General features: G+C 74.2%; 15 protein-coding genes and 1 pseudogene. 5 read left to right on the top strand and 11 right to left on the bottom strand.

The window, feature by feature from the left end; genetic code table 11:
- The first annotated feature begins 59 nt into the window (after positions 1-59).
- From ACGFZS_RS25210 to ACGFZS_RS25200, 3 genes are read left to right on the top strand one after another with little or no spacing between them, the layout of a single operon-like run.
- The gene (locus ACGFZS_RS25210; RefSeq protein WP_365687994.1) at positions 60-641 is read left to right on the top strand and encodes a TetR/AcrR family transcriptional regulator; all 582 of its coding nucleotides are present in this window, start codon (positions 60-62) and stop codon (positions 639-641) included.
- Positions 638-1978 (top strand): MFS transporter, encoded by a 1341-nt coding sequence (locus ACGFZS_RS25205; protein WP_393797051.1) that lies wholly within the window; start codon positions 638-640, stop codon positions 1976-1978. The genes ACGFZS_RS25210 and ACGFZS_RS25205 overlap by 4 nt, the downstream gene beginning before the upstream one ends.
- A gap of 47 nt (positions 1979-2025) precedes the next feature.
- A complete protein-coding gene (locus ACGFZS_RS25200; RefSeq protein ID WP_393797050.1) occupies positions 2026-3246 on the top strand; it encodes a serine hydrolase domain-containing protein in 1221 nt (406 codons plus the stop codon).
- Between the two features lie 13 nt (positions 3247-3259).
- Here ACGFZS_RS25200 and ACGFZS_RS25195 read toward each other — a convergent pair whose 3' ends face one another.
- Both ACGFZS_RS25195 and ribA read right to left on the bottom strand, forming a co-directional pair.
- Entirely contained in the window at positions 3260-4405 is a 1146-nt protein-coding gene (locus tag ACGFZS_RS25195; protein ID WP_393797049.1) for an NAD(P)/FAD-dependent oxidoreductase, read from the bottom strand.
- A gap of 55 nt (positions 4406-4460) precedes the next feature.
- A complete protein-coding gene (ribA, locus tag ACGFZS_RS25190; RefSeq protein WP_352362339.1) occupies positions 4461-5120 on the bottom strand; it encodes a GTP cyclohydrolase II in 660 nt (219 codons plus the stop codon).
- A gap of 38 nt (positions 5121-5158) precedes the next feature.
- Here ribA and ACGFZS_RS25185 point away from each other — a divergent pair, with 38 nt between their 5' ends.
- Positions 5159-5917: a creatininase family protein gene (locus ACGFZS_RS25185; protein ID WP_393797048.1), complete on the top strand. Its 759-nt coding sequence runs from the start codon at positions 5159-5161 to the stop codon at positions 5915-5917.
- A 98-nt stretch (positions 5918-6015) separates the two neighbouring features.
- On the opposite strand, the pseudogene ACGFZS_RS25180 reads toward ACGFZS_RS25185, so the two are convergent.
- The 5 genes and pseudogenes from ACGFZS_RS25180 to ACGFZS_RS25160 all read right to left on the bottom strand — a co-directional run.
- Positions 6016-6774, bottom strand: a pseudogene (locus ACGFZS_RS25180) (YbhN family protein); the annotation flags it as partial.
- A gap of 119 nt (positions 6775-6893) precedes the next feature.
- Positions 6894-7916 carry a trans-aconitate methyltransferase gene (locus ACGFZS_RS25175; RefSeq protein WP_393797047.1) on the bottom strand — a complete coding sequence of 341 codons (1023 nt, stop codon included), beginning with the start codon at positions 7914-7916 and terminating at the stop codon, positions 6894-6896.
- Complete coding sequence (locus ACGFZS_RS25170) at positions 7913-9106, bottom strand: glycosyltransferase family 4 protein (RefSeq protein ID WP_393659969.1); 1194 nt, start codon at positions 9104-9106, stop codon at positions 7913-7915. Before ACGFZS_RS25170 ends, ACGFZS_RS25175 begins: the two co-directional genes overlap by 4 nt.
- A 5-nt stretch (positions 9107-9111) precedes the next feature.
- The gene (locus ACGFZS_RS25165; RefSeq protein WP_385681504.1) at positions 9112-9510 is read right to left on the bottom strand and encodes a 6-pyruvoyl tetrahydropterin synthase family protein; all 399 of its coding nucleotides are present in this window, start codon (positions 9508-9510) and stop codon (positions 9112-9114) included.
- A gap of 149 nt (positions 9511-9659) precedes the next feature.
- Complete coding sequence (locus ACGFZS_RS25160) at positions 9660-10640, bottom strand: zinc-binding alcohol dehydrogenase (protein ID WP_393797046.1); 981 nt, start codon at positions 10638-10640, stop codon at positions 9660-9662.
- Between the two features lie 121 nt (positions 10641-10761).
- Between ACGFZS_RS25160 and ACGFZS_RS25155 the strand changes: the two genes are divergently transcribed.
- Positions 10762-11586, top strand: coding sequence for a CDP-alcohol phosphatidyltransferase family protein (locus ACGFZS_RS25155; protein ID WP_393797045.1), 825 nt, complete (start codon positions 10762-10764; stop codon positions 11584-11586).
- Between the two features lie 60 nt (positions 11587-11646).
- Here ACGFZS_RS25155 and ACGFZS_RS25150 read toward each other — a convergent pair whose 3' ends face one another.
- Genes ACGFZS_RS25150 through ACGFZS_RS25135 form a run of 4 tightly spaced genes read right to left on the bottom strand, consistent with a single transcriptional unit; the run spans position 11647 to position 16031 of the window.
- Complete coding sequence (locus ACGFZS_RS25150) at positions 11647-12372, bottom strand: YcnI family protein (RefSeq protein ID WP_393546467.1); 726 nt, start codon at positions 12370-12372, stop codon at positions 11647-11649.
- A gap of 51 nt (positions 12373-12423) precedes the next feature.
- Positions 12424-13017 carry a hypothetical protein gene (locus ACGFZS_RS25145; RefSeq protein ID WP_393797044.1) on the bottom strand — a complete coding sequence of 198 codons (594 nt, stop codon included), beginning with the start codon at positions 13015-13017 and terminating at the stop codon, positions 12424-12426.
- A 51-nt stretch (positions 13018-13068) separates the two neighbouring features.
- The gene (locus ACGFZS_RS25140; protein ID WP_393797043.1) at positions 13069-14331 is read right to left on the bottom strand and encodes an MFS transporter; all 1263 of its coding nucleotides are present in this window, start codon (positions 14329-14331) and stop codon (positions 13069-13071) included.
- Complete coding sequence (locus ACGFZS_RS25135) at positions 14328-16031, bottom strand: ABC transporter permease subunit (RefSeq protein ID WP_393797042.1); 1704 nt, start codon at positions 16029-16031, stop codon at positions 14328-14330. The genes ACGFZS_RS25140 and ACGFZS_RS25135 overlap by 4 nt, the downstream gene beginning before the upstream one ends.
- Positions 16032-16033 lie beyond the last annotated feature (2 nt).

Below are 16033 nucleotides of genomic sequence, written 5' to 3'. Positions count from 1 at the left end.
CCGGATCTCCCGGACCGAGGCTGTAGACACTGTCTACGGCCGCCTGGTAGACAGTGTCTATGACAGAGTCCGAGACAAGCCTGCGCGACCGGCTGGTCGACGTCGGCGTGGAGTTGGTGGCCGCCGAGGGCGCCCAGGCGCTGACCCTGCGGGAGATCGCCCGCCGGGCGGGGGTCTCGCACGGGGCGCCCCGCCGCTACTTCCCCACGCATCTCGAACTGCTCTCGGCCATCGCACGCCGGGGCTTCACCGAGCTGGCCGCGCGCGGAGCGGCGGCGCTGGGCGACGGTACGGCGGCACCGGGCGCACAAGTCGCCGCGCTGGCCCGGGTGTACCTGGAGTTCGCGCGGGACAGCCCGGGCATGTACGAGCTGATGTTCCGTCACGACCTGCTGGAGAGCGGCCATCTGGGGCTGCGGGAGACCAGCCTGCCGCTGTTCGGGCTGCTCGCCGACCTGGTCGGCCGGGCCAGGCCCGGCGCGGACGCGCGGCTCGTCGCGGGCGCCCTGTGGGCGAACCTGCACGGCATCGCCCAGCTGTGGAGCTGGGGCAGCCTCCGACTCGCCACCGGCGCTGAGGACTTCGGGCCCCTGCTGCGCTCCGCGCTGGACGCGCACCTCGGGCCGGAGGCCGGCCGGTGAACCGGCGGCTGACGCTGGTGAGCAGTGTCGCGGGCGCCGTGGTGGTCGCGCTGGACGGCACGGTGCTCACGGTCGCACAGCCCACGCTGCAACGGGAGTTGCACGCCTCCTTCGCCGAGGTGCAGTGGACCAGCACCGCCTATCTCATCGCGGTGGCGAGCCTGCTGGTCTTCGCCGGGCGGCTCGCCGACCGGTACGGGCAGCGGCGGATGTTCGGGCTCGGCATGCTCGGCTTCGGCGCCGCCTCGGCCGGTATCGGCTGTGCGCCGGGGATCGGCTGGGTGATCGGACTGCGGGTGGCCCAGGGCGTGTTCGGGGCGCTGCTGCAGCCCGCGACGCTCGGCATGCTGCGGACCGCCTGTCCGCCGGACCGGCTGGCCAAGGCGCTCGCGGTGCGCACGGCCGCCGTCGGACTGGCGGCCGCCGCGGGGCCGTTGGTCGGCGGGGCGCTGGTGGCGGGGCTGGGCTGGCGGGCGGTGTTCTTCCTCCATGTGCTGCCGACGGCGGCCTTCGGGGTGCTCGCGCTGGCCGGGCGGGAGCCACGACCGGCGGTCCGGACCCCGTTGGACGGAACGGGCGCGCTGCTGCTCGCGGTGACCCTGGCCGCTCTGGTGCACGGACTGGTCACCGGTGCGGCGGCGAGTCTCGGGGTGGCCGTGGTCATCGGGGCCGTGTTCGTCCGGCACGAGCGGCGGACGGCGAGCCCGCTGCTGCCGCCCGGAGTGATCGGCGTCCCGGCGGTCGGGGCGGCCCTCGGTGTCCTGGTCACCGCGTCGGCGGCGCTGTTCGGCACGCTGTTCGTCGCCGTCTACGTGCTCCAACGCACCCTCGGCCTCGACCCGTTCGCCAGCGCCCTGCGCGGTCTGCCGCTGGCGGTGCTGATGGTGGCGTCCGCCGCCCTGTGCCCCGTACTCCTGCGCCGGTACGGCCCGCGCCGCACCACCGCGGCGGCCATGGCCCTGCTCGCCGTCGGTGTCCTGCTGCTGACCCGGCCCTCGGCCGCGCCCGCGCTGTACGGCGGTTTCGCGGCGCTGGGCGCCGGGTTCGGCACGGTGATGGTGGCGGCGACCCAGGTCGTCGTACGGCGGGCGGACGCCGGTTCGGCCGGGGTGGCGGGCGGGTCGCAGCAGACCGCGCTCAACATCGGGCCGGTGCTGGGGGTGGCCGTGGCGGGCGCCCTGCTGCCCTCCGGAGCCACGGAACCGCTGCTCGTCCTGGGGTTTCTGGCCGCGCTCGGGGTGGCGCTCGCCCGTCCGCTCCCCGGCGCATCTCCTATAGCGTCCGTCACACCACACGCGGATGAGCGGGACCGTTCCCCCCTTCCTGCGCGACGATGAGATCCGAGGTCGGACCGCACCGCGGACGACGCGACCGGAGGAGAGCGATGGCACAGCTGCGACAGGAAGTCGACCCCAGTGAGGTCGGGCTGGACGTGAAGGCGCTGGACCGCCTCGACCAGCACTTCGCCCACTTCGTCGACGAAGGGCGCCTGCCCGGCTACCTGGTGGCCGTGGCGCGCGGCGGCCGGGTCGCCCACCTCACCACGCAGGGCCACCGCGACCGCGCGGCGGGGCTGCCGGTCGAACCGGACACCATCTGGCGGGTCTACTCCATGACCAAGCCGGTCACCGCGGTCGCGATCCTGCTGCTGGTGGAGGAGGGCCTGCTGTCGCTGGACGATCCGGTCGACCGCTTCCTGCCCGAGTTCGCCGAACCCCGGGTGTACGTGTCGGGTTCGGGCGAGGACACGGTGACCCGGCCGGCCGACGGACCGATCCTGATCCGCCATCTCCTCACCCACACCGCCGGGTTGACCTTCGCCTTCTACCACACGCACCCCGTGGACGCCCTCTACCGCGAGGCGGGCCTGGAGTTCTCGGTACCGGCGGGCGCGAACCTCGCGGAGACGATGGCGGTGTACGCCCGGATGCCGCTCCAGTTCGAGCCGGGCACCCGGTGGAACTACTCGGTGGGCTTCAACGTGCTCAGCCGGGTCGTCGAGGTGGTCTCCGGACAGGGGCTCGACGAGTTCTTCGCGGACCGGATCTTCCGCCCCCTCGGCATGCCGGACGCGGGCCTGCACATCGTGCCCGAACAGGCCGACCGGCTCTCCGAGTTGTACGGCGAGACGGACGGCGGCATCGAGGCGATCCCCGGGCTGCCGCTGCGGGGCCGCCCCCGCTTCCTGTCCGGCAGCGGCGGCCTGGCGGCGACCGCGTACGACTACCACCGGTTCATGGAGATGCTCCGCCGGGGCGGCGAGCTGGACGGCGTCCGGCTGCTCTCCCCCGCCTCGGTCGGCCTGCTCTCCGGCAACCACCTGCCCGGCGGCGCCGACCTGCGCGCCTTCGGCGCCCCCGTCCACCAGGAACCCGGCAACGACGGCCTCGGCTTCGGCCTGGGCGTCTCGGTGGTGATCGACCCCGCCCGCACCCTCTCGCCGAGCAGCCCCGGCGCCTACGGCTGGACCGGGGCCGCCACCACCGCGTTCTGGGTCGACCCCACCCACGACCTGACCGTGCAGTTCCACACCCAGCTGCGCCCCAGGTCCCTGAAGATCTTCCCGGAGCTGCGCCGGCTCGTCCACGAGACGATCCAGGACTGAGCGAACGCCCGGGTCAGACCAGGTTGGACTCCGGGCGGGGAGCGTCGGCCGCGAACCGGCCGGCGCTGAGCGGGCGGACGTCCAGGAAGGGTGCCCGGCCCAGATACAGGTCGCGGATCACCTCGCCGACCGCCGGGCCCTGGAGGAAGCCGTGACCGGAGAACCCGGTGGCGTACAGGAACCGGGAGACCGAAGGGGCTTCGCCGATCAGGGCGTTGTGGTCCGGGGTGTTCTCGTACAGGCCCGCCCAGCCGCCGGTGCGGCGCAGGTCGAGCAGGGCCGGGGCGCGCCGCCGCATCGTCTCGTACAGGCGCGGGATCCAGCGGTCGTGGGCGTCGGTGGCGAAGCCCGGCCGCTCGTCGGGGTCGGACATGCCGAGCAGCAGTCCGGGGCCCTCGGCGTGGAAGTACAGGCTGCTGCTGAAGTCGATCGTCATGGGGAGCGTGGGCGGCAGCCCCGGGACCGGTTCGGTGACCGCGATCTGGCGGCGCAGGGGCTGCACCGGTAAGTCGACGCCGGCCATCGCGCCGACCGCCCTCGACCAGGGCCCGGCCGCGCACACCACCGTGTCGGTGGCGATCCGGCCGAGGGTGGTGTGGACGGCGGTGACATAGGGGCCGTCCCGTTCGATGCCGGTGACCTCGGTGTGGCGCAGCACACGGGCGCCGTGGGCGCGGGCCGCGGCCGCGTAGCCGTGCACGACGGACTCGGGGGTGCAGTGGCCGTCGTCCGGTGAGTACGCGGCGGCCAGCAGCCCGTCGGTGCTGATCAGCGGGGAGAGCCGGACCGCCTCCTTCGGGGTGAGCATCCGGCTGGGCACGCCGAGGTGGTTCTGGAGCCGGACGCTCGCCTCGAAGGAGGCGACCTCCTCGGGAGTGGAGAGGAGGAAGAGGTAGCCGACCCGGCGCAGCCCGATGTCGTACCCGATCTCCTCCCCGAAGCGGGCGAAGGCCTCTAAGCTGCGCGCGCCCAGCTGGACGTTGAGCTCGTCGGAGAACTGGGCGCGCACTCCGCCCGCGGCCTTCGAGGTGGATCCGGCGGCCAGCTCGTCGCGTTCGACGAGGACGACGTCGCGGACGCCCGCGCTCGCGAGGTGGTAGGCGATGCTGGTGCCCATCACCCCGCCGCCGATGATCACTGCCTGGGCCCGAAGATTCACGCGTGTACCTCCTGTCGGTCTCCCCCGATCCTTCCCCGGGAGGCCGCCCGGTACCTCAGGACCAGTGCGCGACCGCGTCCAGGTGGGGCAGCACATGGTCCAGGCGCTCCCGCTTGGTGCGCAGGTACGTGATGTTGTTCTCGCACGGCTCGATCAGCAGCGGGACCGTTTCGGCAACCTCGATGCCGTGCCGTACCAGGGACTCTCGCTTGCGCGGGTTGTTGGACATCAGGCGCACCGAGCGCACCCCGAGGTCGCTCAGGATGCCGGCGGCGACACCGTAGTCGCGGGCGTCGACGGGCAGGCCGAGCGCGAGGTTGGCCTCGACGGTGTCCAGGCCCTCCGCCTGCAGGGCCATCGCGCGCAGCTTGGCCAGCAGACCGATGCCGCGGCCCTCGTGTCCCCGCAAGTAGACGACGATGCCGCTGCCTTCGGCGACGACCGCGCGCAGCGCCGCGGCCAGCTGGTCGCCGCACTCGCAGTGCTGGGAGCCGAACGCGTCCCCGGTCAGGCACTCCGAGTGCAGCCGGGTCAGCACCCGGTCGCTGTCGATGTCCCCGTAGACCAGGGCGACTTGCTCGTCACCGCGGTCGTGGTCCAGGTAGCCGATCGCCTGGAATTTCCCGTAGACGGTGGGCAGCGGTGCATTCACGACGCGTTCCACGCCCGAACGCCGTGGGGACTTCTTGCCGAGTACGCCGATGTTTTCTGTCATGATCTGATTCCTAAGCAGAGACGAAAGGCCGTGAAAAGATGAGTGGTTCGGGCGCGCGTACGGCGGCATACGGTCTGTTGCCGGCGGACACTACGGAAGAGGTACGGACCAGGGGGGCGGGCGTTTCAACACAGGTCGCCGTCCTTCCCGTGGGGAGCTTCGAACAGCACGGCCCGTACCTGCCGCTGGCCACCGACACCCTCGTCGCCTGCGCCGTCGCCCGGGAGATCGCCGCCACGTTCCCGGTGCACCTCCTTCCTCCGGTGACGGTCTCCTGCTCGCACGAGCACGCCGCCTGGCCGGGGACCGTCAGCATCTCCGCGGTGACCCTGCACGCGGTGGTGAACGACATCGCCGCCTCGCTGCGCCGCTCCGGCGTCGAGGCACTGGTCGTGGTCAACGGCCACGGCGGCAACTACGTGCTGGGCAACGTCGTGCAGGAGGCGTCCGCGCGGGGCGAGCGGATGGCGCTGTACCCGGCCGCGGAGGACTGGGCGGCGGCGCTGGAAAAGGCCGGGGTGGAGACCTCGGCGCTCACCGACATGCATGCCGGGGAAATCGAGACCTCCATTCTGCTGCACGCTCATCCCGAATTGGTCCGCCCTGGTTACAAGTGCGCTGACTTTGCCGCTGACGACCGTCGTCATCTCCTCACCCTGGGAATGTCCGCCTATACCGAGTCGGGCGTGATCGGCCGTCCTTCCCTGGGGTCGGCGGAAAAGGGGAAGGAACTGCTGGCGAGCCTGGCGGATTCCTTCGGGGCGGTTTTCGAACTGCTCACCGCCGGGCCGGAGTAGCGCAGCCCGGCGTACCAGCGGACGACCAGGACCACCAGGCCGGGCAGCGCCGCCACGAAGCTGAGCACGCCGTAGACGACGGCGGTGGCGAGCCCGGTGTTCGCGCCGAGACCGGCCGCGGCGAACGCCCAGGCGGTGACGCCCTCCCGGGGCCCCCAACCGCCGACGTTCAGCGGCAGGCCCATGGCGACCAGCGCCAGCACCGCGATCGGCGTCACCGCCGCCACCGAGGCGGCGGAACCGGCGACCCGCGCGGACACCACGAACATGCCGACGTGCCCGGCGAGGATGACCGCCGAGGACAGCGCGACGCCCGGACCGTTCTTCCGGGAGAGCAGCGCCCGGCGGGCCTCGGCGAGCGTCGAGCGCAGGGCGCCGCCGCGCCTGCCCGGGGCCTTGTTCATCCGGAGGGCGACCACGATCGCGATCGCGCCCGCGACCCCGGCCGCCGCCAGCGGGGCGAAGCTGCGGACGTCGGCGCGGACCGGCGAGGGCAGGATCAGCAGCGCGCCCGCACCGAACACCGTCAACGCGATCTGGCCGGCGGTCCGTTCGAGGACGACCGCGCGGACCCCGCGCCCGATGTCGCCCTCGCTCTGCCCGTGCCGCACCGCCCGGTGCACATCGCCGAGCACCCCGCCGGGCAGGGCCGCGTTGAGGAACAGCGCCCGGTAGTAGTCGCCGACGGCGGGCCCGAGCGGCAGTCGGAGACCGAGGCTGCGGGCCACCAACTGCCAGCGCCAGGCGCTCAGTACGGTGGTGACCGCGCCGATCACCAGGCCGATCAGCAGCGTCGGCGTGTCGATCCGGCGCAGTCCGTCGAGGAAGACGCCGGTGCCCAGCCGCCACAGCAGCACGCCGATGATGGCGGCGCCGGCGGCCGTGCCCAGGTGGGGACGGACGGCACGGAAGGTGAGGCGCCGGCCCACGTTCACCGGGGCGACGGACGCGCTCTCCCGGACCAGGGTGGGCGTGCTCACGAGGTGCCTCCGGTCGGCCGGGCCAGCGCCAGCAGGTCGCTGTGGTGCAGGAGGACGCGCAGTTCACCGGCCGCGTTGGCGGCGAGCCGCTCGGCCAGGTAGGCCTCGGCGCGCTCGGCCAGTTCGGGGCTTTGCTCGACGGCGGCGCCGACCCAGCCGCGCAGCCACTGCTCGGTGAGCGCCTTCTCGTCGGGGCCGAGCCGCCAGGGGCTGGGGTGCACCTTCACGGTGGCGCCCCGGTCGGCGAACGCCTCGCAGGCGGCCGTGACGGCGTCCGGGCCGAGCATGCCGCCGCGCCGCTGGTGGGCGTTGAACGCCTCGGTGATCTCGGCGTCCAGCGGGTGGGACGGGGTGAGGTCGACCCGCCCGGCCACCGACAGGGTCAGCAGCGCGGGGCAGCCGGCCCCGGCGCAGGCCTCGGCGAGTATGTCGACCTCCTCCCGGGTGAGGACGTCGAGCAGGGCGGAGGCGGTGACCAGCGAGGCGCCTATGAGCGCGTCGGGGGTGAGCCGGGCGACGTCACCGCGCCGGGTCTCCACCGTGACCCGGCTGCCGTCGGCGGCGGCCCGGGGCGAGGCGACGGCGGCGAAGTGCAGCAGGTAGGGGTCGCGGTCGTGCAGGATCCAGTGCTGGGCGCCGTCGAGCCGGGGCGCCAGCCAGCGGCCCATCGAGCCCGTTCCGCAGCCCAGGTCGTGCACGACGATCCCGCCAGCCTTGCCGGGCAGGTTGGCCAGCCGGATCCGCAGCGGGTCCAGCAGGTCGTGCGCGCGGGCGGCCGCGTCCGCGCCCTCCCGCAGCTCCAGCCACTCGGGCGCGTACCGCGGCGGCTCCTCGGGCCCGGTCTCGCGCAGCCGTACGGTGGCCCGCTCGCCGGGTCGCACGACGGGACCGGCCCCGGCGATCACCTCGGAAGACACCTGTTCGCTCTCTCGTCCCACTCCTGCATCCGTAACATCCCTCGGCCCCGGCTGCGCGGGGATCGCGCCGACCGGAGTAGTGGTCGTGGTCTCGCTGGTCATGCCGCCCTCCTGGGTTCGTCGGGGAGTCGGAGCAGGACTCCGGCCAGGCTGCGGGCGGTGGCCGCCCAGCCGTCGAGCGCCGCCCGCCGGCCGCGCGCGGCGGCCTTGAGACGGCGGCGTACGTCCGCCTCGCCGAACCAGCCGCGCAGTTCGGCGGCGAGCGCGGCGGGGTCCTCCGGCGGCACCAGGATGCCGGGCACCCCGCCGTCGGGGGCGCGGCCGACCGCCTCGGGCAGTCCGCCGACGTCGGTGGCGAGCACCGGGATGCCCCGGGCGAGGGCCTCGGTGACCGCCATGCCGTAGGTCTCGGCGTACGAGGTGAGGACCATCAGGTCGGCGGCCGCGTAGCTGGCGTCGAGTGCGGCGCCGGAGCGGGGGCCGGCCAGGTGCAGCCGGTCGGTCAGCCCGTGTTCGGCGATCAGCGACCGCAGATGGGCCACGTACTCGGGGTCCTGGCCGAGCCCGCCGACGCAGGTGCAGGTCCACGGCAGGTCCCGGACCGCGGCGAGCGCCTCGACCAGCCGGTGCTGGCCCTTGCGCGGGGTGACGGCGGCGACGCACACCAGGTGCGAGACCCCGTCGGTGCCGCCGGCCAGCGGGGCGATGTCCGCGCCCGGGGCGGCGACATGCACCCGTTCGGGTGCCAGGCCGTGGTGCGAGACCAGCCGTCGTACCGCCCAGTCGCTGGTCGCGATCACGGCCGGTACGGCGCGCAGCACCGCGCGCTCACGGGCGTCCAGGTCGGCGGCGACGGCCCGGTCCAGGCCGGTCTCGTCGCCGAGCGGCAGGTGGACGAGGACGGCGAGCCGCAGCCGTTCCGCCTCGGGGACGACGATCTCCGGGACGCCGCAGGCGACCAGGCCGTCCAGCAGGACGGCCGCGCCGTCGGGCAGTTCCCGCAGGGTGCGCGCGAGGCCGTCCCGGGCCGCCTGCTCGGGGCGCGGCCAGGATCCGGCCGCCACGTGCCGGGTGACCTGCCAGCCGAAGCCGGGCAGGTCCAGGCAGACCCGCCGGTCGTAGGCGTTGCCGCCGCTCGGCTGGGCCGGGTCGTCGACGCCGCCCGGCATGACGAAGTGCACGGTGCGCAGGGACATGGGCAGGATCCCGAGGTTCGCCGGGGCTTGGATGTCGGCGGTGGCCGCGCGCGGAGCGGGCACGTAGGTGAGGGCCGGGGCGCGGCCGACGGCCATGTCGGTCACAGGGCACGCTCGTAACTCGCCCAGGCGACGTGCGACTCGTGGAGCGTCACGGCCAGTCCGGCGAGGCCCCTGGCGCCCTCGCCCAGGGCGCCCTTCTCGATCCGCTCGGCGAGCCGGTCCGCGATGACCTTCGCGAGGAACTCCGTGGAGGTGTTGATCCCCGCGAAGTCCGGCTCGTTGTCGAGGTTTCTGTAGTTCAGCTCGCTGACCACGGCCCCGAGTTCCTGGGTGGCAAGACCGATGTCGACGACGATGTTGTCGTCGTCCAGCTGCTCGCGGCGGAAGGTGGCGTCCACGAGGAACGTGGCGCCGTGCAGTCGCTGCGCGGGTCCGAACACCTCGCCGCGGAAACTGTGGGCGATCATGATGTGATCGCGGACGGTGATGCTGAACAACGGACGACCCTCCAGGTGCGGCGCGTCTGGTCCCCCGGCTGATCCCTGCCGGGCGATGCCCTTATTACGGCTCTTGGCTTCCCCGCGTTCAGTCCACTCTCACTCTTTTCTCAGGTCAGGCGCGCCTGGCGGGCCAATTGGACGTTCCGTCAGCCGTTGTCGCCGTAGCGCACCCGGTGGCAGAGGGCAGGAATCTCCCCGGAGGCGAGCTTCGGGAGCAGCTCCGGAAGCTCCTCGAAGGCGCTCTCGCCCGTGATGAGGGCGTCCAGCGCCGGGTCGGCCAGCAGGTCCAGGGAGAGGGCGAGCCGGTCGGCGTAGCTGCGGCCGGACCGGCGCGGGGAGACGGTGCCGACCTGGCTGCTGCGCACGGTGAGCCGACGGGAGTGGAAGGCCTCGCCGAGCGGGAGGGCGATCCGCCGGTCGCCGTACCAGCTCAGTTCGAGGACCGTGCCCTCCGGCGCGAGGAGTTCCAGCGCGCGGGTGAGGCCCTGTTCGGTGGCGCTGGCGTGCACCACCAGGTCGCAGCCGTCCAGGGCGTCCTCGGGGGCCGCGAAGTCCACGCCGAGCGCCTCGGCGGTCCTGGCCCGGGCCGGGTCGGCGTCGACCAGCTGGAGCCGTACGCCGGGGAAGCGGGCGAGCAGGGCGGCGACCGAGCAGCCGACCATGCCGCCGCCGATCACCGCGATCCGGTCGCCGATCAGGGGCGCGGCGTCCCAGAGGGCGTTCACGGCGGTCTCCACGGTGCCCGCGAGTACCGCGCGCGCCGGGGGTACACGCTCGGGTACCACCGTCACCGCGCTCACCGGAACGACGTAACGCGTCTGATGCGGGTACAGGCAGAAGACCGTACGGCCGATCAGCCCATCGGGGCCCTGCTCCACGACACCGACGTTGAGGTAGCCGTACTTCACCGGCCCGGGGAACTCGCCCTCCTGGAACGGCGCCCGCATCACGGCGTGTTGGCTCTCGGGCACCCCGCCCCGGAACACCAGTGTCTCGGTGCCCCGGCTGACTCCCGAGTACAGCGAACGCACCAGCACCTCGCCCTCGCCGGGCCCCGTGAGGGTGACGTCGCGCAGCTCTCCGTGGCCCGGGGAGCGGAGCCAGAACGCGCGGGCCGAGGAGTTCATCGGCATCCTCCTGAACGATCGGGAAGTGGTTCACGTACGGAGATGTGCACAGCGAGAAGTGCACAGGCCGCGCACAGTACGCGGCGTTGATCGACTCTGTCACTCGGCCGGAGGACGTGCGGTGGCCCTGAACAACACTTACGAAGCCAGGCTGGTCCAGCAGGAGACCGCTGTGGGAGCGGGAGTACAGATCCTGTTGCTGGCGTTGCTCGGCTCGGCGATCGGCATGGGGCCGGCCGGCTGGTTGACGGGTCTCGCGTTCGCGATAGCCACCTGGGCGGTGCTCTCCCGGGCCCTGCACCGCACCCGGCCGCGCTCCTTCGGGCCCGCCAACCGGGTGACCCTGGGCCGCGCGATCCTGGTCGGCGGGGTGACCGCGCTGGTCGCCGACTCCTTCGAGAGTTCGCCGCCGGTCACGCTGCTGGTGGGTCTCACCGCGGTCGCCCTCATCCTCGACGGCGTCGACGGCAAGGTGGCCCGCAAGACCGGTACGTCGACCGCGCTGGGCGCCCGCTTCGACATGGAGGTCGACGCGTTCCTGATCCTGGTGCTCAGCGTGTACGTCTCGACGCAGCTCGGGCCGTGGGTGCTCCTGATCGGCGGCATGCGCTACGCGTTCGTGGCGGCGGCCAGGGTCGCCCCCTGGCTGAACGCCCCGCTGCCGCACTCCATGGCCCGCAAGACGGTCGCCGCGATGCAGGGCGTCTGCCTGCTGGTGGCGGGCGCCGACCTGCTGCCCTACGCGGCCAACCTGGGCGTGGTGCTGCTGGCGCTCGGCTCGCTGCTGTGGTCCTTCGGGCGGGACGTGGTGTGGCTGTGGCACAACGGGCGGGTCGCGGTGCGGGAGGCGGCGGCCGAGATCACGGTGGCGTCCGAGGAAGCCGCGGAGGTCGACGCGTCCGTGGCGGCGCTGGAGCGGGAGCTGCTGGAACTCGCGGTCCGGTAGCCGAGGACAGCACGAGAAGGGGCCCGGACCGGGGGATGGTCCGGGCCCCTTCTCGTTTGCCTACGACCGTGCGCCCCGCGTCCGGACGAAGGTGAACGCGGCCGCCGCCAGGCCGATCGCGCCGACGATCAGGCCCGCGATGCCGAGGCCCCGGGCGGTGGAGTCGCTGGAATCGGCGGACGCGGTGGCCGACTTGGCGCTGCTCTTGGCCGCAGGTGCCGTGGACGCCGCGGCCGCGTCCCCCGCCGCCGTCAGCTTGAGCGTCGGCGCCGGGTTCTCCGGTTCCTCGTCCCCGCTCTGGGCCTCCTCGATCCAGCGGACGACCTTGCCGTCGGAGTAGGTCTGCAGGGTCTTGAAGGCGAGTTCGTCGGTGTCCTCGGGCAGTTGGCCGAAGGCGACGTCGAAGTCCTCGAACTGGCCGGCGCCGATCTTGCCGCCGGTCCAGGTGATCTCGGAGACGGCGTCGGTGATGGTGCCGTCGTCGGTCTTCACGGGCGTCTTGAGCTTGCTGGTGGTGACCTTGGCGGTCCAGCCGTCGCGCGGGCTGACGAGCACGCCCAGGACCGGGTGGTCGGTGGGCAGGTAGACCTGGACCTTGGTGGTGGAGGCGGTGTCCTCCTCGTTGGGCACGCGGAAGGTCAGCACGCCGTCGGTGGCGCCCTTGGCGTAGCTCTCGGGGTGGACGGTGACATGCGCGGCGGCGACTCCGGCGGCGACGAGGACCGACGTGGCGGTGAGCGCGGTGACGGTGGCGGCGCGGCGCAGGGCAAGGCGGGTGGTGGACATGGGTGAACGGATCTCCGTACGGCTGAAGTGTGTTGGAGGCTGTTGCTGTTGTCAGGCCGTGTACGGGATCGGGGGGCCGCGTCGGCTCACCGCGTGCCGGAGCGCCAGCAGGCGGGGCCGGACCGGGTGGGCGAGGGCGGGGAGACGCTGGTCGGCCGGGGCGGGCAGCGGGGCGTCGTGCCACCAGGCCGCCAGGCCCGGCACGAGCGCGGCCGCGCGGCGCAGCAGCGACCAGAGCGCGGCCTCGCCGCACCGCAGCCACCAGGAGGCGACGAGCGCGGCGACGACATGGGCGGCGGTGGCGTGCGCGGTGAGCAGGTGCGGGTGGTGCGCCATGCCGACCATGGCGTGGCCGTGCATGCCGGCCATCCGCATGGGGTGCGCGGGGGCGGCCGGGCGGGCCGCGTCGAAGCCGAAGTGCAGGCCTGCCTGGGTCAGGAGCATGCCCGCGCCGATCTCCGGGAGTCCGCGCTCCCGTCCCGCGAGGGCCCGCCCCGCGGCGAAGACGGCCAGGAACCCGGCCGTGTCGGCCCAGAGCGGCGGCAGGTCGCCCATGGCGAGGCCGTGACCGGCGGCGGCCAGGAGTACGCACACCGCGGCGAACACCGCGGCACGCAGGCTCCGTACCGCCGGTGACGCACTCATGGTGAGCGATCCTCCCACGGTCGGGTGGTACGCGAGGTAGGGACGCCCCGTTCACTCACGGCTGGGGATTTCCCGTGCGGCGGTAGCAGACGGCTGTGCGGACCCGGGCGCGGGCGCGGAGCCGGGCGCCGGTCGTGGCAGCACCGCGAGCGCGGCCACCGGCACCGCGGCCAGGGCCAGCCAGGGGACGGCCGGGGGCAGGTCCGCGTCGAGCAGGGTGCCGGTGGCCGCGCTGCCGAGGAGGACGATCAGGCCGGAGACCGAGGAGAGGGCGCCGGTGTAGAGGCCGAGCCGGCCGTCCTCGGCGAGGTCGGGGACGCGGGCGCGGACGACGGGGGCGACGAGCATCTGGCCGAGGGTGAGCAGGACGACGAGCAGGGCGGCGGGCAGCAGTGCGGCGGTGCCGGTCCGGTCGGCGGGCCGGGCCGCCGCGACGGCCGCGAACCCGGCGGCGGTCAGCAGCAGTCCGGCGGCCAGGGAGCGGCGCGGTGCGAGCCGCTCCCCCGCCCAGCGGGTGACGGGCAGCTGTGCGGTGACGACGAGCAGCGAGGACAGCGCGAACAGCCAGGCGAGCGGGGCCTGCGAGCCGGTCGCCCGCTCCACCTCCGCCGGGAGGGCGAGGTAGAGCTGGTTGTAGGCGAGCAGACAGGCCCCGTAGCCGCAGCACAGGGCGAGGAAGGTCCGGTTGCGCGCCAGGTTCCGCAGGCCGCCGCGGACCCGGACCCGCCGTCGGCCGGGGATGTGCTGCGGCAGGAGCACGGCGTGCCCGGCGAGGACGAGGACGAAGACACCGGCCCCGGCGAGGCACACCGCGCGGAAGTCGACGGCCAGCAGCGCGGCCCCGAGCAGGGGCCCGACGAAGGCGCCCGCCTGTCCGGCGACGGTGAACAGCGCGAGGACCCGGGTGCGCGGCCCCTCGCCCGCCGCCTCCCGGAGCACCGCCTGCCGGGCCACCTCGGACTCCACCGCCGGGGAGAACAGCGCCGCCGCGAACCCGATCAGCAGCACCGCCCCGATCACCGTCCAGGTCCGGTCGGCGTACCCGAGCCAGGCGAACCCGGCGATCCGCAGCGCGCACCCGGTGAGGACGACGGGCCGCACCCCGTACCGGTCGGCCAGTGCCCCGCCCACCACGAACAGCCCCTGCTGGCTGAAGGTCCGCAGCCCGAGGACCAGCCCGACCAGCCAGCCCGCCATGCCGATCGTCCGCCCGAGATGCTCGGCGAGGAAGGGCAGTACGGCGAAGAAGCCGATGTTGAAGGCGAGTTGGGTGAGGATCAGCAGCCGGAGCAGCGGAGTGAGGCGGGGAGTCATGTCGCCTTCCGTCGCCTGACCGGCCGTTCGGCCGCCGCCGTCACGGCCAGCGCCCCGAGCAGGGCGAGGGCGGCGGCGGGGGCGAGGACCGCCCAGGGGGCGCGTTCGGCGTACGGCTGGTTCTCGGCGAGGAGGAGGCCCCATTCCGGGGACGGCGGCTGGGCGCCGAGGCCGAGGAAGCCGAGCGAGGCGAGGGCGAGGGCGACGCCGGGCAGCCGGAGCAGGGCGTGCCGGACGACGGGCGGGAGCACGGCGGGCAGCAGTTCGTGGCGGAGCAGTTGGCGGCGGCCGGCGCCGAGGGCCACGGTGGCGGTGAGGTGGAGGGTGGCGCGTTCCTGTCGTAGCAGCGCGGAGGTGTGGGCGGCGAGCGGCGCCCAGGCCACGGCGGTGACGGCGACGGCGGGGGCGAGCGGTCCGCCGCCCGCGACGGCCGTGACCAGCAGGGCGGCCAGGACGGGCGGTACGGCGTTGACGGTGTCGACGAGCGGTCCGGACAGCCGGGGCAGCAGTCCGAGGAGCACCCCGGCGAGCAGGGCGGCGGCGCTGATCGCGAGGGCGAGCAGCAGGGTGTCGAGGGCGCCGTGTGCGACCCGGGCGAGCAGGTCGCGGCCGAGCGCGTCGGTACCGAACGGGTGTGCCGGGGACGGGGGTCGGAGTCGTTCGGTGGTGTCGAGGGCGAGCGGGTCGCGGGGCAGGCCGGCGGCGACGAGGGTGAGGAGGACGGCGGCGAGGGCGACGGGGGTGGTGCGGCGGCCGGCCGGGGGCGCACGGTGCGGGGCGGGCAGCGCTCCGTCGCGCAGGGCGGGGCCGATCAGCAGGCGGACCAGGAGCCGGCAGGCGAACGCGGCGGCCGTGGCGAGCAGGAGGAGGGCGAGGGTGCCCGCCTGGAGGACGGGCAGGTCCTGGGCGAGGGCGGCCTGGAGGGTGGTGCGGCCGAGGCCGGGGATGTCGAAGATCTGCTCCACGGCGACGGCGCCGCCGGTCAGCCCGACCACGAACAGCCCGGCGTTGGGCAGGAGTCCGGGGACGCAGCGGCGTACGGCCTGACGGGCGATGCGCCGGGCGGGCACGCCCCGGGCCGCCGCGGCCCGGGCCCATGGCTCGGCGAAGGCGCCGGGCAGCAGGTCGTCGAGGAGCCGCCCGAGGACGGCGCCGGCCGGCAGGCCGAGGGCGAGTGCGGGCAGGACGGTCCAGCGGGGGCCGTACCAGCCGAGGGCCGGCAGCCAGCCCAACTGGACGCCGACGACGGTGGCGAGGACGGAGGCGGTGAGGAACTCGGGCAGCGCGGCGAGGACGGCGGAACCGGTGCCGCCGGAGCGCCGGCCGCCGCCGGTCCACAGGGTCCGGGCGCACACGGCAGCGGCGGTGCAGACGGCCACCGCGAGGGCGGCCGTCATCAGGAGGAGGGAGGCGCCGAGTGCCGAGAGGACGGCCGGGGCCACCTCCCCGCCGGAGATCCACGACCGTCCGGCGTCCCCGCGCGCCAGCCCGCCGGCCCACTCGGCGAGCAGCTGGAAGGGGCCCTTGTCCAGGCCGAGTTGGGCGCGGATACCGGCGAGCACCTCGGGGGTCGGATCGCGGTCCTGGGAGCGTGCCTTGAGAATGGTGAGCGCGGGGTCGGTGTGGGTGAGCAGGGGCAGCAGCCCGATCCCGCACACCAGGGCGGCGGCGAGCGCGGCCCGCCACAACAGGGTCCGCATCG

Origin of the sequence: Streptomyces sp. NPDC048288 (assembly GCF_043201555.1) — a bacterium.
Classification (GTDB): domain Bacteria; phylum Actinomycetota; class Actinomycetes; order Streptomycetales; family Streptomycetaceae; genus Streptomyces.
This window is presented reverse-complemented; position numbering and strand designations above follow the sequence as displayed.

Bases quoted from the DNA above. Each gene is read 5' to 3' on its own strand.
- ACGFZS_RS25145 (WP_393797044.1), bottom strand. From the start codon at position 13,017: ATGAGTGCGTCACCGGCGGTACGGAGCCTGCGTGCCGCGGTGTTCGCC.
- ACGFZS_RS25135 (WP_393797042.1), bottom strand. From the start codon at position 16,031: ATGCGGACCCTGTTGTGGCGGGCCGCGCTCGCCGCCGCCCTGGTGTGC.
- ACGFZS_RS25210 (WP_365687994.1), top strand. From the start codon at position 60: ATGACAGAGTCCGAGACAAGCCTGCGCGACCGGCTGGTCGACGTCGGC.
- ACGFZS_RS25170 (WP_393659969.1), bottom strand. From the start codon at position 9,106: ATGGCCGTCGGCCGCGCCCCGGCCCTCACCTACGTGCCCGCTCCGCGC.
- ACGFZS_RS25150 (WP_393546467.1), bottom strand. From the start codon at position 12,372: ATGTCCACCACCCGCCTTGCCCTGCGCCGCGCCGCCACCGTCACCGCG.
- ACGFZS_RS25140 (WP_393797043.1), bottom strand. From the start codon at position 14,331: ATGACTCCCCGCCTCACTCCGCTGCTCCGGCTGCTGATCCTCACCCAA.
- ACGFZS_RS25160 (WP_393797046.1), bottom strand. From the start codon at position 10,640: ATGAACTCCTCGGCCCGCGCGTTCTGGCTCCGCTCCCCGGGCCACGGA.
- ribA (WP_352362339.1), bottom strand. From the start codon at position 5,120: ATGACAGAAAACATCGGCGTACTCGGCAAGAAGTCCCCACGGCGTTCG.
- ACGFZS_RS25185 (WP_393797048.1), top strand. From the start codon at position 5,159: ATGAGTGGTTCGGGCGCGCGTACGGCGGCATACGGTCTGTTGCCGGCG.
- ACGFZS_RS25200 (WP_393797050.1), top strand. From the start codon at position 2,026: ATGGCACAGCTGCGACAGGAAGTCGACCCCAGTGAGGTCGGGCTGGAC.
- ACGFZS_RS25175 (WP_393797047.1), bottom strand. From the start codon at position 7,916: ATGACCAGCGAGACCACGACCACTACTCCGGTCGGCGCGATCCCCGCG.